The 22,173-nt window shown below is 42.3% G+C and carries 25 protein-coding genes; 17 read left to right on the plus strand and 8 right to left on the minus strand.

Annotated features, from left to right (window positions below):
- Positions 1-7: 7 nt before the first annotated feature.
- From murG to C8D73_RS09850, 11 genes are all read left to right on the plus strand, one after another.
- Positions 8-1,111 (plus strand): undecaprenyldiphospho-muramoylpentapeptide beta-N-acetylglucosaminyltransferase, encoded by a 1,104-nt coding sequence (gene murG, locus C8D73_RS09800; RefSeq protein WP_021717432.1) that lies wholly within the window; start codon positions 8-10, stop codon positions 1,109-1,111.
- 16 nt (positions 1,112-1,127) lie between these two features.
- Positions 1,128-2,507, plus strand: a complete 1,380-nt coding sequence (gene murC, locus C8D73_RS09805; protein WP_021717431.1) for a UDP-N-acetylmuramate--L-alanine ligase — start codon at positions 1,128-1,130, stop codon at positions 2,505-2,507.
- A gap of 2 nt (positions 2,508-2,509) precedes the next feature.
- Positions 2,510-3,454 (plus strand): D-alanine--D-alanine ligase, encoded by a 945-nt coding sequence (locus C8D73_RS09810; protein ID WP_113078106.1) that lies wholly within the window; start codon positions 2,510-2,512, stop codon positions 3,452-3,454.
- Between the two features lie 42 nt (positions 3,455-3,496).
- Positions 3,497-4,258 carry a cell division protein FtsQ/DivIB gene (locus C8D73_RS09815; protein WP_021717429.1) on the plus strand — a complete coding sequence of 254 codons (762 nt, stop codon included), beginning with the start codon at positions 3,497-3,499 and terminating at the stop codon, positions 4,256-4,258.
- A gap of 27 nt (positions 4,259-4,285) precedes the next feature.
- Entirely contained in the window at positions 4,286-5,002 is a 717-nt protein-coding gene (locus tag C8D73_RS09820; RefSeq protein WP_021717428.1) for a DUF881 domain-containing protein, read from the plus strand.
- Complete coding sequence (locus C8D73_RS09825; protein WP_021717427.1) at positions 4,999-5,331, plus strand: small basic family protein; 333 nt, start codon at positions 4,999-5,001, stop codon at positions 5,329-5,331. Before C8D73_RS09820 ends, C8D73_RS09825 begins: the two co-directional genes overlap by 4 nt.
- 108 nt (positions 5,332-5,439) lie before the next feature.
- Complete coding sequence (gene ftsZ, locus C8D73_RS09830; protein WP_021717426.1) at positions 5,440-6,585, plus strand: cell division protein FtsZ; 1,146 nt, start codon at positions 5,440-5,442, stop codon at positions 6,583-6,585.
- 167 nt (positions 6,586-6,752) lie between these two features.
- Entirely contained in the window at positions 6,753-7,235 is a 483-nt protein-coding gene (gene nrdR / locus C8D73_RS09835) for a transcriptional regulator NrdR (protein ID WP_021717425.1), read from the plus strand.
- Complete coding sequence (gene nrdD, locus C8D73_RS09840) at positions 7,232-9,172, plus strand: anaerobic ribonucleoside-triphosphate reductase (protein ID WP_113078088.1); 1,941 nt, start codon at positions 7,232-7,234, stop codon at positions 9,170-9,172. The genes nrdR and nrdD overlap by 4 nt, the downstream gene beginning before the upstream one ends.
- A gap of 16 nt (positions 9,173-9,188) precedes the next feature.
- Positions 9,189-9,677 carry an anaerobic ribonucleoside-triphosphate reductase activating protein gene (gene nrdG / locus C8D73_RS09845; protein WP_021717423.1) on the plus strand — a complete coding sequence of 163 codons (489 nt, stop codon included), beginning with the start codon at positions 9,189-9,191 and terminating at the stop codon, positions 9,675-9,677.
- 20 nt (positions 9,678-9,697) lie between these two features.
- Positions 9,698-10,105: a C-GCAxxG-C-C family (seleno)protein gene (locus C8D73_RS09850; RefSeq protein WP_021717422.1), complete on the plus strand. Its 408-nt coding sequence runs from the start codon at positions 9,698-9,700 to the stop codon at positions 10,103-10,105.
- Between the two features lie 59 nt (positions 10,106-10,164).
- Here C8D73_RS09850 and C8D73_RS09855 read toward each other — a convergent pair whose 3' ends face one another.
- The 3 genes from C8D73_RS09855 to C8D73_RS09865 are packed head-to-tail and all read right to left on the minus strand — an operon-like array spanning position 10,165 to position 12,628.
- Positions 10,165-11,142 (minus strand): ABC transporter substrate-binding protein, encoded by a 978-nt coding sequence (locus C8D73_RS09855; RefSeq protein WP_021717421.1) that lies wholly within the window; start codon positions 11,140-11,142, stop codon positions 10,165-10,167.
- Positions 11,143-11,163: 21 nt separating this feature from the next.
- On the minus strand, positions 11,164-11,871 hold the full coding sequence (locus C8D73_RS09860; RefSeq protein ID WP_021717420.1) for an ABC transporter ATP-binding protein: 708 nt from the start codon (positions 11,869-11,871) through the stop codon (positions 11,164-11,166).
- Entirely contained in the window at positions 11,861-12,628 is a 768-nt protein-coding gene (locus C8D73_RS09865; RefSeq protein ID WP_021717419.1) for an ABC transporter permease, read from the minus strand. The genes C8D73_RS09860 and C8D73_RS09865 overlap by 11 nt, the downstream gene beginning before the upstream one ends.
- A 240-nt stretch (positions 12,629-12,868) precedes the next feature.
- Here C8D73_RS09865 and C8D73_RS09870 point away from each other — a divergent pair, with 240 nt between their 5' ends.
- Positions 12,869-13,093 (plus strand): hypothetical protein, encoded by a 225-nt coding sequence (locus C8D73_RS09870; protein ID WP_021717418.1) that lies wholly within the window; start codon positions 12,869-12,871, stop codon positions 13,091-13,093.
- 39 nt (positions 13,094-13,132) lie between these two features.
- Here C8D73_RS09870 and C8D73_RS09875 read toward each other — a convergent pair whose 3' ends face one another.
- Together C8D73_RS09875 and C8D73_RS09880 are read right to left on the minus strand one after the other, a co-directional pair.
- A complete protein-coding gene (locus C8D73_RS09875; RefSeq protein WP_113078089.1) occupies positions 13,133-13,978 on the minus strand; it encodes an Mrp/NBP35 family ATP-binding protein in 846 nt (281 codons plus the stop codon).
- A gap of 22 nt (positions 13,979-14,000) precedes the next feature.
- On the minus strand, positions 14,001-14,360 hold the full coding sequence (locus tag C8D73_RS09880) for a DUF134 domain-containing protein (RefSeq protein WP_021717416.1): 360 nt from the start codon (positions 14,358-14,360) through the stop codon (positions 14,001-14,003).
- A 148-nt stretch (positions 14,361-14,508) separates the two neighbouring features.
- On the opposite strand from C8D73_RS09880, the gene C8D73_RS09885 reads away from it, so the two are divergent.
- The 3 genes from C8D73_RS09885 (at position 14,509) to C8D73_RS09895 (ending at position 18,462) form a co-directional block, all read left to right on the plus strand.
- Positions 14,509-15,630, plus strand: a complete 1,122-nt coding sequence (locus C8D73_RS09885; protein ID WP_170123207.1) for an SLC13 family permease — start codon at positions 14,509-14,511, stop codon at positions 15,628-15,630.
- Between the two features lie 11 nt (positions 15,631-15,641).
- On the plus strand, positions 15,642-16,781 hold the full coding sequence (locus tag C8D73_RS09890; protein ID WP_113078091.1) for a DNA polymerase IV: 1,140 nt from the start codon (positions 15,642-15,644) through the stop codon (positions 16,779-16,781).
- Positions 16,782-16,983: 202 nt separating this feature from the next.
- Complete coding sequence (locus tag C8D73_RS09895; RefSeq protein ID WP_113078108.1) at positions 16,984-18,462, plus strand: aldehyde dehydrogenase family protein; 1,479 nt, start codon at positions 16,984-16,986, stop codon at positions 18,460-18,462.
- 57 nt (positions 18,463-18,519) lie between these two features.
- Here the strand turns inward: C8D73_RS09895 and C8D73_RS09900 are convergent, their stop codons facing one another.
- From C8D73_RS09900 to C8D73_RS11505, 3 genes are all read right to left on the minus strand, one after another.
- On the minus strand, positions 18,520-19,026 hold the full coding sequence (locus C8D73_RS09900; protein ID WP_113078092.1) for a TlpA family protein disulfide reductase: 507 nt from the start codon (positions 19,024-19,026) through the stop codon (positions 18,520-18,522).
- Between the two features lie 112 nt (positions 19,027-19,138).
- Positions 19,139-19,996: a 4Fe-4S binding protein gene (locus C8D73_RS11500; RefSeq protein ID WP_113078093.1), complete on the minus strand. Its 858-nt coding sequence runs from the start codon at positions 19,994-19,996 to the stop codon at positions 19,139-19,141.
- Complete coding sequence (locus C8D73_RS11505) at positions 19,989-20,111, minus strand: CD1871A family CXXC motif-containing protein (RefSeq protein ID WP_262406354.1); 123 nt, start codon at positions 20,109-20,111, stop codon at positions 19,989-19,991. The genes C8D73_RS11500 and C8D73_RS11505 overlap by 8 nt, the downstream gene beginning before the upstream one ends.
- Before the next feature lie 160 nt (positions 20,112-20,271).
- Here C8D73_RS11505 and C8D73_RS09915 point away from each other — a divergent pair, with 160 nt between their 5' ends.
- Together C8D73_RS09915 and C8D73_RS09920 are read left to right on the plus strand one after the other, a co-directional pair.
- A complete protein-coding gene (locus tag C8D73_RS09915) occupies positions 20,272-21,063 on the plus strand; it encodes a transporter substrate-binding domain-containing protein (protein WP_113078094.1) in 792 nt (263 codons plus the stop codon).
- Positions 21,064-21,183: 120 nt separating this feature from the next.
- Positions 21,184-21,936, plus strand: coding sequence for an SH3 domain-containing protein (locus C8D73_RS09920; protein ID WP_113078095.1), 753 nt, complete (start codon positions 21,184-21,186; stop codon positions 21,934-21,936).
- Positions 21,937-22,173: the final 237 nt, after the last annotated feature.

A 22,173-nucleotide genomic window follows, 5' to 3' on the forward strand; every position in this document is an offset into this window, starting at 1 on the left:
AAAAACTGTGAAAGTTATACTTTCTGGCGGCGGTACCGGCGGGCATATTTATCCGGCGCTGACTATTGCCGATCAAATCAAGGCTATCCGTCCTGATGTGGAAATTACCTTTGTCGGGACAAGGCAAGGTTTGGAAAAAGATATTATTCCACGTTACGGTTATAATTTGGAATTTATTGATGTTGCAGGTTTTAAACGCAGTTTAAGTTTAGACACATTGCGTTCAGGCATAAAACTGCTGCATGGGCTTAAAGATGCCTACAGCCTGCTTGATAAGTTGAAGCCGGATTTAGTTATTGGTACTGGCGGTTATGTTTGTGGTCCAATCGTGTTTTTAGCTTCTTTAAAAGGTATTCCCACATGTATTCAGGAACAGAACGCAATGCCTGGTGTAACTAATAAAATTCTGGCGCGTTATGTGAGAAAGGTTTTTTTAGGTTATAGTGAGGCCGAAAAATATTTTGGCGGTTCGTCAAAAAAGATTTTTACAGGGAATCCTATTCGCAGCGAGATCATGCAGAAAAAACGTAAGGATGCTGTTGCTGAGCTTGGGCTTGATGCAAACAAAAAAACTATTCTTGTATCAGGTGGAAGCCGAGGGGCCCGTAGCATCAATAATGCCATGCAGTATGTAGAGCGCGAGCTGTCGGGACGCTCAGATGTGCAGGTGCTGCATGCTACCGGTGAAGTTAATTATGAATATTATATGGCTGAAATGAGGAAGGCCGGATCATTGGACGATAACATTATGATCAGGCCATATCTGCATAATATGCCGGTTGCTTTGGCAGCTGCCGATCTGGCTGTATTTCGGGCCGGAGCTATCGGTTTGGCAGAGTTGACAGCAAAGGGTGTTCCTGCTGTGCTTGTACCATATCCTTACGCTACAGCCAATCACCAGGAATTTAACGCTAAGGCCGTAGAGGCGGCCGGAGCAGCTAAGGTTATTTTGGATAAAGAACTGACAGGCGAAAAATTGTTGGAAGAGATAGAAAAATTACTGATCAACGATAACCAACTGCAGGCTATGAAAAAAGCTGCAAAAAGTTTGGGAAGACCTGAGGCGGCGGCAGAAATCGCGCAGCAGGCGTTGAACTTAGTAAGAAAATGACGGAGGAGGGCTTTTAGTGCTTAAAGGTCTGCAAAACATTCATTTTATCGGTATTGGAGGAGCCGGAATGAGTGCTATTGCGCATGTTTTGCTCAAACGCGGTTATCAGGTATCAGGTTCTGATCTTAATGCCGGTCATATGGGAGCTAAGCTTGCTCAAGAGGGCGCTTTGGTTTACATGGGTCATGCCGAATGTCAGGTCGACGATGTCGACGCCGTAGTTATATCCAGTGCTATCCATCAAAATAACCCCGAACTGATGGAAGCGAAAAAACGTAATTTACCTATTCTGCACAGATCAGATGTGCTGGCAGAGATTCTTAATCATGCTGATGGGGTGGCTGTGGCAGGTGCTCACGGCAAAACTACTACCAGTGCAATGATTTCCTGTATTGCTGCTGCATCGGATATCGATCCGACCATTATTATTGGCGGTGAGGTTGGCAGCTTGGGCGGTAACGCCCGTAATGGGGCAGGACCATATGTGGTAGCTGAGGCTGATGAAAGCGACGGTTCTTTTTTAAAGTTTTATCCTAAGTATGCCATTGTTACAAATATTGAAAACGATCATATGGACCATTATGGCAGCGAAGAAAATATTTATCTGGCTTTTACAGAGTTTTTGTCTAATGTCAAAGACGGCGGCGCAGCAATTTTATGTATGGACAGTCCAAAACTGCGCAAGCTGGCATCAGAAACGACAACTCCTGTTATCAGCTATGGCCTGGAGCATGAAGACGCTCGTTATCAGGCGAGAAACATCCGATACAGTGTCAATGGTACCTGTTATGATTTATATGTAGAAGGAGTTTTTGTCAGCACCGTGGAGCTGATCGTACCAGGACAGCATAATGTGCTTAATTCTTTGGGAGCAATAGCGACGGCACAGGCAATGGGGATACCGATGCAGCAGATTTTACCTGCATTGAAGAAATTCAGCGGTGCTAGAAGACGTTTTGAAACAAAAGGCCGCATTGATGGGATCTGGGTTGTTGACGATTATGCGCATCATCCGACGGAAATCGGTGTTACGTTAAAAGCGGCCAGGCAGACCCAGCCTAAAAGGTTGATTTGTGCTTTTCAGCCGCACCGTTATACCCGCACAAAATTATTATTTGATGAATTCAGCCGATGCTTTGCTGATTGCGATCAGCTGATATTGACGGATATTTATTCTGCAGGTGAATTCCCAATTGATGGTGTAAGTGGGGCTTCACTGGCAGAAGCTGTGACTGAGGCGACACAGCAGCAGGTTACGTTTATTCCTACTTTGCCGAAGTTAGAGGAGTACTTGTTTAAAATTGCCGAGCCGGGAGATTTGATTATGACTGTTGGCGCCGGCGATATTTTTAAGGTCGGTGAAGAGCTTGTTACCGAGCTTGAGAGAGGTAGATAATGATGAATAAAAACGATGTTGTTGCAGTAATAATGGGAGGTCCGTCGGCTGAACGAGAAATTTCTCTGGTTACTGGTGCCGCTATTGCTGGGGCTCTGCGTGAAAAAGGCTACAATGTTGCCGAAATAGATCTGGAACCGAAAAAACTGGCACTGCAATTGGAAGAATGCAGTGCAAAAGTAGTTTTTAATGCTGTACATGGAATGTATGGTGAAGATGGTCGGCTGCAGACTTTACTGGAGATGCTGGAAATTCCCTATACTGGTTCAGGTATGCTTGCAAGTGCGTTGGGTATGGATAAAGCGGCATCTAAACGCATCATGCAGGCCGCAGGTATTGCTACTCCTAAATCGTTGATTTTTGTAAAGGGAGAAACGCATGATTTTTGCGGTGAGATTCTATCTGCTTTTAAAAAGATGCCTGTTGTTGTTAAACCGGCGACACAGGGATCCAGTATTGGTGTTGAGATCGTAAAAAATGATACTGATATTAATTCTGCTATGGAGAAGGCTTTTACTTATTCCCGTGAGGTTGTTGTGGAAGAGTTTATTCATGGCAAAGAGCTTACTGTTGCCATTATGCAGGATGGGGGCGTGGCTGTTGCATTGCCTGTTATCAATATCGTACCGCATTCCGGGGTTTATGATTTTCATTCTAAATATACCAAAGGTGAAACTGAATATTTAGTTCCGGCGCCGCTTGATAAAGAAACGACAAGGCATGTGCAGGAACTGGCTGTTGCAACCTACAAGGTTTTGGGATGCAGTGGTGTTGCGCGTGTGGATGTGATGCTTGATGAAGCAGGTAAAGGCTATGTCCTGGAGGCTAATACAGTTCCAGGAATGACTGCTACCAGCCTGGTGCCGAAAGCAGCAGCTGCTGTGGGGATATCTTTCCCTGACTTGTGTGAGAAGATTCTTTTGTCGGCATCTTTGAACGATAAATAGTAAGATCGATACTGCTGATATTGACGAAGTGAGGTGAGAAAGGTGCAGTCGACACGTGAACGTTTGCGAAAAGAGCGGAGAAGGCGTCGGGTGCGCCTTTTGCGTTTCATCTGTTTTTGCATAATATGTGCTGCTTTGCTGGCTGCTGGCTGGCATTGGGTTCGTCAGCCGGGTTTTGCTTTTGGCAGTATTAATGTCGAAGGCAGCGATAAGGTTACGGCTAAAGATATTCTGCAGATCTCTGGTGTGCAGGAGCCTGTTAATTTGTTTGTGATATCACCGTGGCAGGTACAGAAGGCGCTGACTCATGACGTAAGATTCGAGAAGGCTGATGTTTCTTACAGTTGGCCTGGTGTGATGCGCGTGAAGATCACAGAACGGCGGCCGGCAGTATATCTGGCCTGCTCTTATAACGGATATGCAAAGGTAGATTATACAGGCGTGGTGATGGAAGTCAGTGATGGAATCAAGGATGCCAACGCTCCTGTATTATCAGGTATTGTTACAGGTAATATTTACTTTGGAGACAGAATCGGTGAAAAGCAGGTTTTACTGATTTTGGAATTTTTGAGTCAATTGGATCGTGATACTGTGGCGCATATTTCCGAAATTGCTGTAGACCAGCAGAATAATGTTAAGTTCTATCTGCAATATGGTTATCCGATTTTATTGGGTGATGTTTATAAGATTATGGATAAACTTAATTTATTTGTTACTGTTTTTAATGAAATAAAAGCAAAAAACATACAAGCTGAATTTATTGACTTGACATTTACGAAGCCATATATTAAATTGAAACAGTAACATAGCAAGAATTACACGGAGGATAAAATGTTTGCGAACAAACATGCAAAAATTTTAATTGCACTGGTTTGCGCCGTACTCGGTTTTATGTTGGCTACACAGTTTAAAACTACAGAACGACAAAAAACTATTAATATTCAGCGTGCCGAGGATTTGTCTGACCGTTTGAAAGCAGTAGAAAAAGAACGAGATGAATTATCTAAAGAAATGGAAAAGCTGCAGGCAAAAGCAGGTGACGAGGTTGTTGCCAGAGAAATAGTTCGGTTAAAAGCTTTTGCAGGTGATTTTGAAATGCATGGTAAGGGTATCAAACTGGTTTTGGACGACAGTAAGATTGCCAGCAAACCTGGAGAAAATCCTAACTTGTATATTATTCATGATGATGATTTATTAAGAGTTATCAATGAGCTGCGTGCCGCAGGCGCTGAGGCTATTGCCATCAACGGCGAAAGGATTGTAGCGATGAGCGAGATCCGCTGTGCGGGTCCGACTTTATCGGTAAATAACAATCGTTCGGCACCGCCTTATGAGATAAAAGCTATTGGGAATCCTAACAATTTAGAAAGTGCGCTCAAATTGCGCGGCGGCGTTCTGGAAAACTTCAAATTTTGGGGTATCCAGGCCGATTTAAGTCAGTCTGATGATATCGTTATTCCGGCTTTTAAAGGCCGTAAAAGTTTTGAGTATGCCAAAATAGCAGAAGGGCAAGCTTCCGATGCAGAGAAGGAGGCGGCAGAAAAATGATTTTTTATGTTCTTGCTGGTTTGGCGGCAGGCATCTGTGCCGGATTGTATTTCCCGGTTTATATACCGCCTGAATATGGTAAAATGCTTTCTGTAGCTTTGATGGCGGCATTGGATACTGCTTTCGGCGGGATTCGTTCCAGCATGGAAGGGTCTTATGATAATACGGTCTTTATTACGGGATTTTTTACTAACGCTGTGCTGGCGGCTTTTTTGTGCTACGTTGGTATGATTCTTGGTATCGACTTGTATCTGGTTGGTATCCTGATTTTTGGGATGCGCATTTTCCAAAATCTGGCGGCGATCAGACATCTGTTTTTGAAAAAATAAAAAAATTTTTATAAAAAGCAGGAAAAAAGACTATTAATGTTGAATGTAAAATGTCAATGGTTTTGATTTTTCATTTTGACCCAAATACATAAGGGGGAGCACAATACGATGTTTGAAGAATTTGAAGAGAAAAGTTTTGAAAATTTAGCCAATATAAAAGTTATCGGTGTCGGCGGCGGCGGTAACAATGCTGTCAACCGGATGATTTCAGCCGGTGTTCAGGGTGTGGAATTTATTTCCGTAAACTGTGATGCCCAGGCTTTGTTGCTTTCGAAAGCTCCCAACCGTATTCAGATCGGCGAAAAACTGACCAAAGGTCTTGGGGCCGGTGCCAATCCTGAAGTTGGTGAAAAAGCGGCCGAGGAGTCCAGAGATCAGTTGCTGGAATCTCTGCGCGGTGCTGACATGGTTTTTGTAACAGCAGGTATGGGCGGCGGTACAGGTACCGGCGCTGCGCATGTTGTGGCTGAGTGTGCCAAAGAAGTTGGCGCTTTGACAGTCGGAGTAGTTACCAAACCGTTTTCTTTTGAAGGCAAACGTCGCATGACGCAGGCTGAAAACGGTATAGTTAATTTGAAAGATAAAGTTGATACTTTGATCACCATACCTAATGATCGTTTGCTGCAGGTAATTGATCGTCGTACTTCGATGCTTGATGCTTTCCGTATTGCTGATGACGTACTGCGTCAGGGTGTGCAGGGTATTTCTGACCTGATCGGAGTTCCGGGACTTATCAATGCCGACTTTGCTGACGTGAAAACTATCATGTCTGATGCAGGGTCTGCTTTAATGGGTATCGGTACGGCCAAAGGTGAGGGCGGAGCCCGTGCAGCAGCTGAAGCTGCAATCAAGAGTCCGCTTTTGGAAGCTTCTATTGAAGGGGCACGTGGTGTACTCTTTAATATTACCGGCGGTAAAGATTTATCACTGTTCGATGTTACTGAAGCATCTAATATTATTACTGAAGCTGTTGATGCTGAAGCTAATATCATTTTTGGTGCTGTTATTAATGAAGAGTTGGAAGATGAGATCCGTGTTACGGTTATTGCTACCGGTTTTGAGCGCAGAAATCCTGCTGTCGGAGCGCGTGGCGCTTCCCGTCCAAGTTATAACAACAGCTATGCACAGCAGCACAGCAGTGAAAAACAACAGGCTGCTGCTCCTGCGCAGCCGGGACAAGCTCCTTCGTATGGTTCTGGTGTTATCAAACCGCCAACCTCCGATACTGAAATTCCGCCTTGGATTCGCGGTTAAACTTACAAATGCGAACTCCCTTTGCTTATGCAAAGGGAGTTTTTCTATATCTTGGGCATATATGATAGAAATGTGGATGAAAAACACAAGATATTGTTTGAATAAACTGAAAGTTATGATATAATAAAAGCGCTGATATAAATAAAGCTGTAAAAGGAAGTGACGTTATGAAGTGCCCGTTTTGCTCTTATCGTGACAGTCGAGTTGTTGATTCCCGTGCTGTGGATGATGGCGTTTCTATTCGGCGTCGTCGAGAATGTCCTGATTGTGGACGCAGGTTCACTACTTATGAAAAATATGAGGAAACTCCTTTGATGGTAAGTAAAAAAGATGGACGTCGGGAGTTGTTCGACGCTAAAAAACTTTTGAGTGGATTGATCAAAGCTTTTGAAAAGCGGCCTATTTCTTATGAGAAAATCCAGGAAATTGCTGAGCATATCGAACGGGAACTGAGGATGCGCGGAGAAGCAGAGATCAGGAGCGAAGTTATCGGCGAAGCGGTAATGAATCATTTAGAGAAAACTGACCAGATCGCTTATGTACGGTTTGCTTCTGTTTATAGGCAGTTTGCTGACGTTAATAATTTTATGCAGGAATTACAACGTATTATGAAAAACAATGAAAGTATTGATCGGAGTGATAAGGAATGATGATCCGTAAGCGTGACGGCAGGGTTGTGGAGTTTGATGAAACAAAAATCACGGATGCTATTTTTGAAGCGGCTAAATCAGTAGGCGGCGCCGACAGGCAGCTGGCAATGGAATTGACTTTGAATGTTTTAAAAGCCTTAAAAAATGAAAATAAGCAGACTGTTGATGTTGAACATATTCAAGATATTGTAGAAAAAGTACTGATTGAAAGCGGACATGCCCGTACGGCTAAATCATATATTCTGTACAGAGCTAGAAGAACTGGTATGCGCAGCTCTCGCAGTGAGCTGATGGACACTGTGGCAGAGATATTAAAGGAAACTGACCGCGATAATGCTAATATTTCTAACTCTCCTTCTGCAAAAATGCTTCAGATAGCATCGGCTGCCAGTCGGGAATTTTATCTGAATCGGTTGATCCCTGAAGAAATGGCTACGGCTCACAAGCGAGGTGATATCCATATCCATGATCTTGATTTTTATGGAAAAACATTAAATTGCCTCAATATTCCATTAGGTCGGTTGCTGGCCAAAGGTTTTAATAATGGACATGGGTTTATCCGTCCTCCCAGACGTCCAGGTTCTGCGACAGCTTTAGCGGCAATTATTCTGCAAAGCTCTCAGAATGATATGTTCGGTGGACAGTCTTTTGGTTATTTTGATACTGATATAGCGCCTTTTATGGAAGGTGCTTCTGAGGAAGAAGTATTTCAGGCGATGGAAGCGCTTGTTTATAATTTGAACAGTATGCACTCCAGGGCTGGTGCGCAGGTACCGTTTTCGAGTTTAAATCTGGGTCTTGATACTTCTGAAAATGGTCGCAAGGTGACGCGTAATTTATTGAATGCATATGCTAAAGGTCTTGGACGCGGGGAGAATCCTATTTTTCCGAATGTTATTTTCCGTGTTAAACGCGGTATAAATCTGGACAAAGGTGATCCTAACTATGATTTATTCCAGCTGGCTATTTCAGTTGCAGCCAAGCGTTTGAATCCGACTTTTAGTTTTATGGATACTAGCTTTAATAAACCTTATGGCGGGGATGTAGCTTATATGGGCTGCCGTACACGTGTTATTGCTAATCGTCGCGGGCCTGAAATTACAGAAGGCCGCGGTAATTTGTCCTTCACTACAATTAATTTGCCGCGTTTGGCAATTAAGTCTGAGCGCAACATAGACACCTTTTACCGACTGTTGGATGATTTGCTGGATCTTGTACGAGATCAGCTTTATCATCGCTATCAAGTGCAGGCAAATCTTAAAGTCCGTGATCTACCGTTTTTAATGGGGCAGGGATTATATTTGGACAGTGATAAACTGGCCAGTGACGACAGGATTGAAGAGGCTATCAAGCATGGTACTTTGGGCGTTGGTTTCATTGGCTTGGCTGAGACACTGACTTCTTTGCTGGGGTGCCATCATGCACAAAGTGAGGAAGCACAAAAGCTTGGTGAAGATATCATTGGTCATATGCGTGAAAAAGTGGATGCTATGAGCGATAAATATGATTTGAATTACAGCTTTATTGCAACTCCTGCCGAAGGTTTGTCAGGGCGCTTTATTCGTATGGACCGCAAGGAATATGGTATTATTCCCGGTGTTACGGATAAAGCTTATTACACTAATTCCTTTCATGTACCGGTATCTTATCCGATCAGTGCTTTTGAGAAAATGCGCTTAGAAGGTGCATATCATAAATTTACAAACGGTGGCCATATAAGTTATGTTGAGTTTGCCTCGTCTCCTGTCCATAATCTAGGGGCAGTGGAAGATGTTCTTAGACATATGCTGGAATGTGACTGTGGTTATGTAGGTATTAATTTCCCGATTGATTATTGTGAAGAATGCGGCTACACTGGTATCATTGACAGTGATTATTGTCCTGTTTGCGAAAGGACTCTGACCCAAAAATATTGTCGGGAAAACCTGTTGTACTGAATAGGAGGCGTCTATTGTGCTTAAAGTTGCCGCTATTTTAGAAGAGTCTATTGTGGATGGTCCGGGGATCAGGTCTGTGATTTTTTTTCAGGGCTGCCCGCGGCATTGCGAAGGCTGCCATAATCCTGATCTGTTACCTTTTGAGGGAGGTACGGAGTATTCTCCGCAGCAGCTGGCCGACGAAGTTTTTCCAAAGCTGACGCCGCTGCACAGAGGTATTACTTTAAGCGGCGGGGATCCGTTGGCGCAGGCGGACGACATTTTAGAGTTTCTGAAGCTGGTGCGTAGAGAAAACCCAAAACTTACAATTTGGTGTTACACTGGTTATTGGTATGACGAGGTAAAGGATTCTCCTGTTTTGCAGGAAATAGATGTTTTGGTTGACGGGCCTTTTATTTTGGCGCAGCGTAATCTTGATCTGCCGTTTCGCGGGTCAGATAACCAGCGTTTAATCGACCTGACAGCGACTAGAAAGTCAGGTAGCATAGTTGAAGTTAATTTATAAGGCATATTGGAGGGGTCGAGATGCTGCTAAAGTTATTACAGGATGGTTTTGGAAGCGCTATGGATTTGAATTGTGCGGAAAAAATTCTTTATGGTGCGAATTGGGCTTATAATATGAAGCTGCCCGGTGAGGCCTTAAAACTTGCTGCCGGGTTTGGCGGTGGTATGGGGGTAGAAAGCAGCTGTGGCGTTATAACCGGCGGCGTTATGGTATTGAGCAGCCTGTATGTAAGCCGTAACGGGCATGAAAGCGGCCGTATCAAAGCGTTGGAAAAGGAATTTATTGAAACCTTTACGAAGGAAATGGGAACAATAGACTGTTCTGATCTCAAAGCGAAATATCGTAATGATGAAATAAAATGTAATCTGGTTATTTTTAAGGCCGGTGAAATTTTAGACCGTATAGTTGAACGTGAAGGCCTGAATTAAATATAAAAACTCCGCCAGCCTCTGCTGGCGGAGTTTTTACTTATTTAAAGTTTTTATTTTTAAAGTTTGATAATATAAGGTGTCAGATCGATCTTATTTTTTTGCAGGCCTGTTGCTAAAAGAAATTCCTGCGTAGCATTCAAATCTTCGATATCAGAAGTTTTTATTTCAGGATCGAAGTCATACCATGGGGCCATGGTTACAACGTCTTCAGGGGCAAGCCCTGTTGCCTGAGCGGTAAAATCGTATGCCTTAGCTTGCTCCTGATTCATATAGTCAATATTTTTACGATGAGCTGAAAGATAACGTTTAAGAATATCAGGATTGTTTTTTACTAAATCTCCGCGTGCGGCGATGACGATCGTGGCGTCAACAAGGCCTTCCCCGCTGATTATGATGTGGGCGCCTGCTTTTTGAGCACGCAGAACATCTGAGCCTGCTACGAGTGCGGCATCGACATTTCCGTTCAGCATAGCGTTGACAGAGGGAGGAATATCCATGGAGAGTAGTTCCACACTATCTGGCTTTAGATTGTTTTTGGCCAAAGCGGCAACAAGTATCTGGTGCAGGATTGTTCCTTTAGGACCGGCAACTTTCTTTCCTGTCAGGTCTGATACTGTTGTGATATTCGGATCTTTGGCCATGATGGTGAAGGCTTTGGGTGCGCGGCTGTAGATACCGACAATTTTTAGATCAACTCCGTTGGAAGCTGCCAAAATAGCAGAAGTGCCGCCGAGGGCACTGCAGATATCAAGACTTCCAGCTGCCAGTGCTTCAGTTTGTTTGGCACCGGAATTGATTTCAGGATAAGAAATTTTAGTATCAGTTTTTGCAAATTCTTTGCTGACAGTTTGCAGATTTTTGTCAATAATCGAAGGAATGTTCAATGGCGATTTAACATAGGTAATCTTAAGTTCTTTGGGTTCGTTGGAATTGGAAACATAAGATTTGCTGTCACTGCAGCCGGATGCAGCAAGCATAACAGCCGCCATACAACAGCAGGCTGTTATTTTTTTGATGATTTTACTGGAAAGCATTTCTATTACCACCTTATCTGATTAATTTTCTATTGCGCTCAGTATTTGCAGGCGTAGTTGCTGGAAAGAAAGAGATGCTTGCTGACGAGGATATTCCATATCAATGCGTTGGTCTATTTTTATCCTGCCCTCCTGCATGACTAAAATACGCTGCCCTAACAGTAGTGCTTCTTCAACGTCATGGGTGACGAAAATAACGCTTTTTTTCTGTTGTTGAAATAAGTTTAAAAGCATTTGCTGAAGACTACGGCGTGTAAAGTAATCTAAAGCGCTGAACGGTTCATCCATCAAAATAAGATCAGGATTTTGAAACAGAGTACGTCCTAAAGCTGTGCGCTGTGCCATACCTCCAGAAAGTTGCGCCGGAAAAGAATGTTGGAATGCTTTAAGACCCAAGAGTTCTAAAAGCTTTTCGTCTGGCGCTGCCGGCAGGCTGGGATCATTTTTAGCGGCAAAAGCTATGTTGGCATTGACAGTCAGCCAGGGCATCAGCCGTGGTTCCTGAAAAACAAAGCCTATTTTGGCAGCTTTGCCATAATCGATGGTTCCAGAAGTGGCAGGTTCCAAGCCGGATAATAACCTCAGTAATGTTGTTTTACCGCAGCCGCTTTTTCCGACGATACAGGTGAAACTGTTTTCAGAGAAAGTTAAATCAACAGTGTTAAGTGCTATAATAAGCTTTCCGGAAATGGTATAGGTTTTAGTGAGTGCGGTTATATTAAGCAGCATATTTATCACCTGTTTCTGTGTTCCAGGGCAGTATTTTATTAGTCAGTGCTAAGAACAGCCAGTCGATAAGACTGCCGACGATGCCAATGGCGAATAAACCTACTAATACGATATCCGGACGTGACATTTGTTCAGCGTCTAAAATCATATAACCGATCCCGGACGAAGCAGCTATTAACTCGGCGCCGATAAGAGCCCGCCAGCTGTAACCCAGCGAAAGCTGCAAACCTACGGCAATAGCGGGAAGCGCTGCAGGCAACTGGATAAGCCTTGCCTGTTGCCAGGCAGTGAAATGCAGTGAACGGCCGACTTCCAGCAACTTACGGTCGCAGCCTTTAATACCACTGTAGGTGTTCAGAAAAAGCGGAAAGAAGGACGCCAGAAAAATAATGACTAATTTAGAGCCTTCGTCAATGCCAAACCAGAGGATTATCAGCGGTATTGCAGCCAAAGGCGGCACATGACGCAGGAATTCCAGGATAGGCCAGCAATAGGACTGAAAAGAGTTGCTGCGTCCGCACAGGATACCCAAAGGTAAAGCGACAACGACTGAACAGAGGAAGCCACCGGCTACTCTCTGCAGGCTTATCAGTAAATGCTGCCACAGCATACCGCTGCGGATCAGTTCTCCTGCTGTAATGGCTGTTGCAGCTGGACTTGGCAGCAGATAAGAGCTGAAGATCTGTAATTTACTTATAATATACCAAAGTAAAACTAATAAAAACGGTAAAAGTATTCCGTTTTTCCATGTGCGCATAAATTTCTCCTAATAAATACCTATTGTTGATTTTACTTTAAGACAAATTGACCTGCTTGTCAATATTTATGGATAGAAGGAGAGAGAGATTATAGTTCTAGCAGAGTTGAATATCAAACTGAGCTGCAAAAACGTCCAAAGTACTGTTGCGCTAAAGTTGTTATGTCTTGTGGGGGGGTACTGCTGTGCTATAATAATTGTATAAATAGAAAAAATAAGTATGTTAAGAGAGGTAGTAATATGATTTATCAAAAACTGACCACCGGTATGGGTCAATGCCTGCTGCTGATCAGAAAACATGCTGACAGGGATGGTTTTGAATTATGGCGTCGGAAGGAACGATGCTGGTGTTATTTTAATAATGTCGGGGCTGAATATTTTAAAGAATTTTTTGATATGCGTGGAGAATTGACAGATATCAGTGAAGCTGAAGCTTTGGAATTGATAAAAGAATTACGTGAATGATAGAAAACTGGCATCAGTACCTGATGCCAGTTTTCTATTTTATTTAGTATTTTTTAATATATTGATTACGTTATCAAGGATGTTTGTTTGATAATTTTCAATATTGCCGGAATCACAGGCTGCAGCTAAATCGGGATCTATGGGAAGTTCAGCCAGAATTTTAAGTCCATAAGCATCAGCGGCGGCTTGTAAGTGACTGGGACCAAAAATATGATATTTTTTACCATTGTCTGGGCATTGGAAATAAGAATAATTTTCGATCAGTCCCAAAATAGGAATTTGCATCATGGCTGCCATTTTTACAGCTTTACCGACGATCATAGAAACTAATTCCTGAGGAGATGTAACGATGATGATAGCGTCGACGGGAAGTGACTGAAAAACAGTGAGCGGAACATCACCGGTACCTGGAGGCATGTCGATGAACATATATTCTATGTCCGTCCAGATAACGTCGCTCCAGAATTGTTTAACAGTACCGGCAATAATCGGGCCGCGCCAAACGACAGGATCAGTTTCATTATTCAAGAGAAGATTAGTAGAGATGATTTCAATACCACTTGTTGTCTGCATTGGCAGCAGGCCAATTTCTGTAGCATTGGCTTTTCCGTGCAGTCCGAAGGCTTTAGGAATTGATGGGCCGGTGATATCGGCATCTAAAACAGCAGTTTTCTTACCCGCTTTCTGCATGGCTGCAGCCAAAAGCGAAGTGACGATAGATTTTCCGACACCTCCTTTACCGCTGACAATACCAATAACTTTTTTTACAGTACTCATTTCATGGAGTGGAGCGGAAAAATTTATTGCAGTATTAGCATGGTCGCAACTTTCGCAGGATGTTTTGTCACAGCCAGTATCAGAGCATTGACGGTTTTGTTCGGACATGGGATACGCCTCCGGTAGATTATTATTTGTTTTGCAAAAGTTCTCCGCGCTGCAATAGACGGCAGGAAGCGCGGACACAGTTTTGATTATGGCCGTCGCAAAGGCGGAATTCCCCGCCTTCGATCGATAATTCCTTGCCGTTAATAAGAGCATCCGCTAATTTATAACGTGCTTCTTCGTAGATTTTTTGAACAGTGGTCCTGGCTACATTCATTGCCATTGCGCAGGTTTCCTGTGTGCAGTTTTCCAGATCCATGAGCCTGATCGTTTCGTATTCATCAATAGTCATGGTTATTTTCCCCTGCGGTTTGCTGCCGGAGGGAGCAAAAGTTTTATTGAGCGGCATACAGCAGATCTTGCGCCATTTAATAGGTCTCGACATAGTAGAAGCCTCCTTTCTTCAAGGGGTTTATTATTGTGAATATCATAACGTTATTACTGTCTTATGTCAATAAAAGCAGTCGGCAAAGTGATTTTCAAAAACGTGTGTTTATGTTATAATTTACCATATCAAAGGCATGGTGAAAAATTTGGATACAAAAGAGATTTGGAAGTTTTCAAAAAGCTTTGTAAAGCGTGAAGGTATATTATTGCTGGCCTGTGTTCTGGCTGTTGCTTCTTCGCTTGCAGTTGTTCCTAAGGCAGAGTATATAGATTGGCGTGTTTTAGTTTTATTATATTGCCTGATGTTAGTTGTAGGCGGGTTTAAAAAGCGTCGCGTACTTGATAACTGTGCCGTACGGCTTTTGCAGAGATGTATTTCGCTGCGTCAGATAACTGCCGCACTGCTGCTGATAACTTTTATCAGTTCAATGCTTGTAACAAATGATGTGGCTTTAATAACTTTTGTCCCTTTGACTTTGATTATAGGCAAAGAAGCAGGAGTTGATGTTGGAAAAATAATTGTTTGGCAGACATTGGCAGCTAATCTTGGCAGTATGCTGACACCGATGGGAAATCCGCAAAATTTGTTTTTATATGCCCGTTATAATTTTGATATTATTGCTTTTTTCAAGGTCACATGGATACCGACATGTTTAGCAGTGGCTTTGCTGGCAGTATTTTTAATGCGCCAGCAGGACAGGCAGTTAAAAGTAAGCTTGACCTCTGTGAATGTAGAACGTGGCTGGGGGCTGATAGTTTTAAATTTACTGTTTTTGCTGTGTGTGGTGACGGTCTTTCACTGGTTTGATCATTGGTTGCTGCTGATGATAACGGTAACGGTAATGCTGGTGCTTGATCGTGGCTTATTCAGGCAAATTGATTATTCTCTTTTGTTCACGTTTGCCGGTTTTTTTATCTTTATTGGTAATTTAACACAATTTGATTTTTTAAATATTATCCGAGACAGTTTTTTTGGAAGTGCGACCGGTACATATTTTTCTGCAATTGCTGTCAGCCAGTTTATCAGCAATGTCCCTGCTGCAATGCTGCTGGCTGCGTTTTCTCAGCAGCGTGAAGCTTTGCTGCTTGGGGTCAATGTCGGCGGACTGGGAACTCTGATCGCTTCGATGGCGAGTGTGATATCTTACAAGCTGTTTGCAGAGGCGTACCCTGCGCAGGTAAGACATTATTTGCTGATGTTTCTGTACTATAATGTGATAGGTCTGTTTTTATTAGTGCCGGCGGTATACTTTTTAATGCTGTATTGAGAGGGTTGTTTATGCAGAGATGGATCATGCATGTGGATATGGATGCGTTTTTTGCATCCGTCGAACAATTTGATAATCCTGATCTGATGGGACTGCCGGTAATTGTCGGGGGACAGTCTGATCGTGGCGTTGTATCTACTTGCTCTTATGAAGCACGTGTGTATGGTGTACACTCGGCAATGCCTATGATAGAAGCCAGGCGTTTATGCCCTCAGGCAGTCTTTTTGCCGGGAAGAATGAAGCGGTATCAGGAAGTATCACGGCAGATAATGAATATTTTTGACAGCTTTTCTCCTTTGGTTGAACAGCTTTCGGTGGACGAAGCGTTTTTGGATATTTCAGGAATGGAGCTATTGGCTGGTTCTGAACGTGATATCGGTTTTAAAGTAAAAAGATCGATAAAAGAAAAAACTGGTTTAACTGCTTCAGTTGGTATCGCTCCCAATAAATTTTTGGCCAAACTGGCTTCGGATATGCAGAAGCCGGATGGTTTGGTTGTGATAAGGGCAGAAGAGGCTGAAGGCATGTTAAAGCCAATGTCGGTGCGGCGTATTTTTGGAATTGGGCGCAGTGCTGAAAAAAGTCTGCTGCAGTTTGGCATAGCGACTATTGGGCAAATTGCAGATGCTGATTTGGGTATTTTGCATAAAGCTCTGGGGAATAATGCTGCTGTGGTAAAACAACTGGCACATGGTTTGGATGACAGACCTGTTGTTAATGATTATGCTGCTAAATCTATTGGGAAAGAATGTACTTTTGAAAAAGATCTTCATACGGAAGATGAGCGGCGTCATGCCGTTCTTGATCTATGCGGACGTGTTGGTTGGCGGCTGCGGCGCAGTGGCGTTGTTGGCTATACTGTAACTTTAAAGGTGAAGTTTGCGTCGTTCAAAATCATTACCCGCAGTATTACAGCTGAAGGTCCTGTTGCTTATGATGAAGAAATTTTTGCGTTGGCGCAGAAGCTGATGCAGTCTGTAAAATGGATCGAAGGCGTAAGGTTATTAGGCGTCAGCGTAGCGCATTTAGAACCTGCCGATGCGGTGCCTGTACTAAATTTTGCCGAAGATGAGCGATTGGGTAAACGTAATCAGGCGGTCGATATATTAAAAGCTAAATTTGGTGAAGATATTATAAAACGCGGTTTTTAAAACCGCGTTTTATAATATGATGATAAACGGCATATGTTTTAAAATACAAAATATATTGTTAAATAAATTAGAAAACAACAAAATGTAGTAGATGTTACATAAAAGTTTATTGACATATGCCGAAAATCTACTATAATCATATATAAAAGAGCCGACGACAATCAACTGCCGGCAATAAAAAACAATAAAGGAAGTGTAAATGATGCAAGAAAATTTATTGAAAGAATATGGTTTATATATTAATGGCGAATGGCGGCCGGCTTCAGATGGAGCTACGTTTAGTTCTACAGATCCTGCGACTGGCGAACATTTGGCGGTATGTGCTGAAGCAACTAAGGTGGATGTAGATAATGCAGTAAAAGCGGCGCAGAAAGCTTTTGAAACATGGAAAGATACCACTGCACAGCAAAGAGCTGAGATTTTAAATAAAATAGCTGATATTATTGACGCAAATGCCGTACACTTGGCAAAGGTTGAATCTATGGATAACGGTAAACCTTTCCGTGAGACTTCTGGAATCGATATTCCAATGTCTGCTGATCATTTCCGTTATTTTGCCGCTGCGATCAGAACGCAGGAAGGTACTGCGACCATGCTGGATAATAATACGATGAGTTTGGTGCTGCACGAGCCTCTGGGAGTTGTGGGACAAATTATTCCCTGGAATTTCCCCTTTTTGATGGCCGCGTGGAAATTAGCTCCGGCGTTGGCTGCAGGCGATACTATTGTCATTAAACCTTCCAGCCAGACATCGCTTAGTATTCTTGAACTGGCAAGATTGCTTGAAGGCGTACTGCCGAAAGGGGTTCTGAATATTATTACCGGTAAAGGATCAAAATCTGGTAACGACATTCTTGAACATCCTGGTTTTGCTAAGCTGGCATTTACCGGTTCTACTGAAGTCGGGCGTTCTGTTGCCGAGGCTGCCGCTGAGAAATTGATTCCTGCTACTTTGGAACTGGGTGGCAAATCAGCTAATATTTTCTTCCCCGACTGCAACTGGAACCTGGCTATGGAAGGTTTACTGCTGGGGATTCTTTTCAATCAGGGACAGGTTTGCTGTGCTGGATCACGCGTTTTTGTACATGAAGCTATCTACGATAAATTTGTAGAAGAAGCTGTTAAACGTTTTGAAAAAGTAAAAGTAGGTCTGCCTCTTGATAAAGGCGTACAAATGGGTGCACAAATTGATGCAAATCAGGTCAAAAAGATTTTGAGCTACATTGATATTGCCAAACAGGAAGGTGCTACTATAGCCTGCGGTGGCTATAAATTGACTGATAATGGGTTAGAGAAGGGTAATTTTGTTGCTCCGACTCTGATTACTAATGTTACTAATAATATGCGTGTTGCTCAGGAGGAAATTTTTGGACCTGTTGCCGTAGTGATTAAATTTAAGGACGAAGCGGATGTTATCCGTATGGCAAACGAGAGTGTCTATGGTCTGGGCGGTGCTGTCTGGACTCAGGATATCAATCGTGCTATGCGCGTGGCTAAAGCTGTACAGACTGGTAGAATTTGGGTCAATACCTATAATGCTATTCCGGCAGGGGCGCCTTTTGGAGGATATAAACAATCTGGTATAGGGCGAGAAACTCATAAGGTGATGCTGGATCATTACAGCCAGACCAAAAATATTATGATTAATCTTTCAGAAAATACTTTAGGTTTATATGAATAAAGCGTGATAAAAAAAACGACTGCATAGCAGTCGTTTTTTTTATTTGGTTTTAAGATTTTAAAAAGCTGATGTAACAAAACTTTCCATATCACCGGCACTTAATGCGCCGATATGGCTGTCAACGACATTGCTATCAGCATCAATGATATAACTTGTTGGTATGGCCTGAACGGCATAGGCTGAAGCAGCTGAACCGTTCGTATCAAGTGCAACGGGGAAACTGAAAGCATGGTTTTCCATAAATGCAGTTACATCAGGTTTTGTGCCGTCTATGTTGACGATAACAAAATGAACTTTATCTCCATATTTAGCATACATTCTTTGGATATCAGGCATTTCTCCAACACAGGGAGGGCACCAAGTAGCCCAAAAATTAAGAAAAACAGGCTTACCTTTTAGAGAAGCAAGGGAAACAGTCTGTCCATTCATATCTGTTACAGTAAAAGGCGGAGCTGCGTTAGTTTCTGCTTTGGCAATATGCGGGAGGTCGAAAAAATGTACGCCACTTACAGCGACGGCAGTAAGTAAGATTACGCCTAAGAGAACTTTTTTGAGTGTGCTCATAACAGTACCTCGCTTTGTAAAATTTTAGAATATCATAATAAACTTTATTTTAGTATAACAAAGTTTATACTTGTAACGTTTGTTATACTAATTTTATAAATGGTTACAAAAGTTAATTATTTGTTGCTTCGGCAACATTAGTATCTGCTTTTTTCACTTTAGATCCAAGCGAGATTGCGTTTACAGGACAAGTATCGATGCACTCGCCGCAGTTAATACATTCACGATCTCCCACCTTTGCGCAGTCCATTTTACATTTGCGTATACAGGCATCGCAGCCAATGCATTTGACATTATCTACCTGGATCCCAAAATAAGAAAGTTTATTAAATAAACTATAAAAGGCTCCTAAAGGGCAGATAAAGCGGCAGAAAGGTCGATAGATGACGATGCTGGCAATAACAGTGACGAGCAGTAGAAATAATTTCCAGTTAAAAAGCATACCAAGATTTTCTTTGAGGAAGGGATTGGTGCTTAAAAGCGGTAATGCTGCTTCCAAAGTACCGGCAGGACAAATATATTTACAAAAGGCTGGTGCGCCAACACCAACGACATAGAAAAAAATTACTGGCAAAATAATAACGAAAAGCAAACCAATAATGTATTTAAGCTTTGTCAAAGTCCGCGTTGCTTTATTTTTAGTAAACTTTGGCGACGGAATTTTATAAAGTAGTTCCTGTATGAATCCAAATGGACAGAGCCAGCCGCAGACAGTCCGCCCAAACAGTAGCCCAAAGAGAAGCATAAGTCCTAAAACATAGAACGGAAAGCGTAGGAGCACTCCTGATAAAGAGCTTTGTAACGCTCCTAAAGGGCAGGCTCCTAAAGCACCTGGGCAAGAATAACAGTTAAGCCCGGGGACGCAAATACTTTTACTTGGACCCTGCCAGATTCGACCATTAAGGAATCCCGGCAGATTGCCATTATAAAGAAATGCGGTAAGGATTTGAATGAGGGTTCGTTTAGCCAATGCCGATACACTCCAGACAGATCATAGCTGCTTTACGAAGCACGCTAAGATATTGTTGTTGCCAAATGCCGATGCTTAAAAAAATCAGAGCTATCAGCCATAGATATTTTTTCATAAGCAGTACCAGACTTTCTTCAATATGTACAAAAGATATTATATTTAATATGATAGCAGAAAGAAAGCTTGAAAACAAATGAAAAAAATATGTCGTAGACAAAAAGCTTTTTTATAGTTACAATTAAAAGGTAGTGATCTTAAAATTGGAGGATGGTAGTATGGTAAGTGTAAAGAAAATTGTAATGGTGACCCTTGTAGCTGTAACGATGCTTGGACTTGGCGGTTTGTTCCCCCATGCAGAGGCTTCAAAACTGGACGAAGTTCAAAGTAGGGGCTGTCTTTTGGTTGGAACTACAGGCGATTATAAACCGATGAGTTATTTAAATCGGGAGACAGGAAGATATGAAGGCTTTGATACAGAAGCAAGCGAACTTCTGGCACAATCGCTTGGGGTACAGGTGAAGTTTATACCAACTACCTGGAGCACGTTGACTGCCGATACTTTAGCTGGTAAATTTGATATTGCAATGTGCGGTATCACCCGCACTTTGGCAAGAGAACAAAAAATGGCGCAAAGCAATGGTTATCTGGTATTTGGTAAAACTATTCTGTGTCGTAAGGACGATGCTAAAAAATTTAAAACACTGGCGGATATGAATAAAAAAGATGTGCGTGTAATGGTTAATCCGGGAGGTACTAATGAAAAATTTGCCCTTGCTAATCTGCCTGACTGTACATTGATCGTACATCAGCAAAATGCAGAGATCCCAGGTTTGATTGCGGAAGGAAAAGCAGATATTATGATTACAGAGACGATGGAAGCACGCCGTTATGTGCGTGATAATGCAAAACTTGCGGCTCCTTTGATCGAGGAACCATTTACAAAAAACAACTTTGGCATACTGATGCAGCAAGGTGATCAGATTTTTCTTAACTATGTGAATATGTGGATAGAAGAAATGGAGTTGAATGGAACATTTGCCCGTTTAGACGCTAAGTATATAAAATAATAAATGTAAAAAGCCTGCCTTAACAGGCAGGCTTTTTACATTTATTTCAATTTTACAGATTTGTATTCCCAGAAACTTTAGCATATAATAAAACGTAAGAATTAAGAAGGAGGAACTGCAATGCTGATACAAAGGTTTGCAGCTGTTGCGCTGGGCATTATGATGGGGACGAGCTTGCTTTTGCAGACAGGAACTGTACTGGCTGCAAAAAGCGAAGCTTATTATACAACGCAGAAAATTTCTGATTATAAAAAAGGTGAATTTGCAGTTTTAGCTGATGATGATGTGAATTTTCGTTCGGGGCCTTCAACTACTGCTGATGTTTTAGCATGCCTGCCAAGACATTCACTTTTGCGTTTGAGCGGTAGTAAAAGCGGGGAGTGGCAAAAAGTTGAATGGAATGGTAAAAATGGTTATATTTTTGCCGAGTATCTGGAAAAGCCAGAGACTGAAGAATTGATCGATGAAGATAATTCGTTGGGGGATTGGCATTTGGGTCAGATTTTTGACAGTTCAGCGGCAAAATCGTTGGGAAAAGTAAAAAAAGAAAGTAAAGATGGGAGCAGTCAGGTTTATGATTTTCAGCAGCTGCAGGTTAAAGCCAGACGTGGTAATAAGAAAATCGTTGAGCTTATGACAGCTTCTCCTGTAATCTATACAATGCGTGGTATTGGTACAGGTGACGACGGTGCCCGTGTTATAGGCCAGTATGGGATTCCGGCAAGGGTCGTTTATTTGAAAGATGATAAAGACGGCGCTGTGATTATGTATGGTTATAATTTTCCCAAAAACAGTAAAATCGGGAAAAGTTTAGATTTTTATATTAGCAGTGATGGTGATGTGTGTAGAATTGTTTTGAGTGGCGAAGAGTGAATTTGTATAAATATTAAAATAACAGGAATTTTCTGTGAATTTATTAAAAGTGTAAACTGATTGACAAAATTGAAAATTTGAAAAAATTTTTTAGCGATTTTTGAAAAACTTGTTGACGCTTGTTAAACATGATGCTAAACTTACAACAATTAAATAACGACCACAAAACCGTAGAGGCGGAGATCAAGTCAAAAAATGCGCTTACAGAGAGTTCGGGGAGCTGGGAACCGGATAGAA

Source organism: Phascolarctobacterium faecium DSM 14760 (assembly GCF_003269275.1).
GTDB lineage: Bacteria > Bacillota > Negativicutes > Acidaminococcales > Acidaminococcaceae > Phascolarctobacterium > Phascolarctobacterium faecium.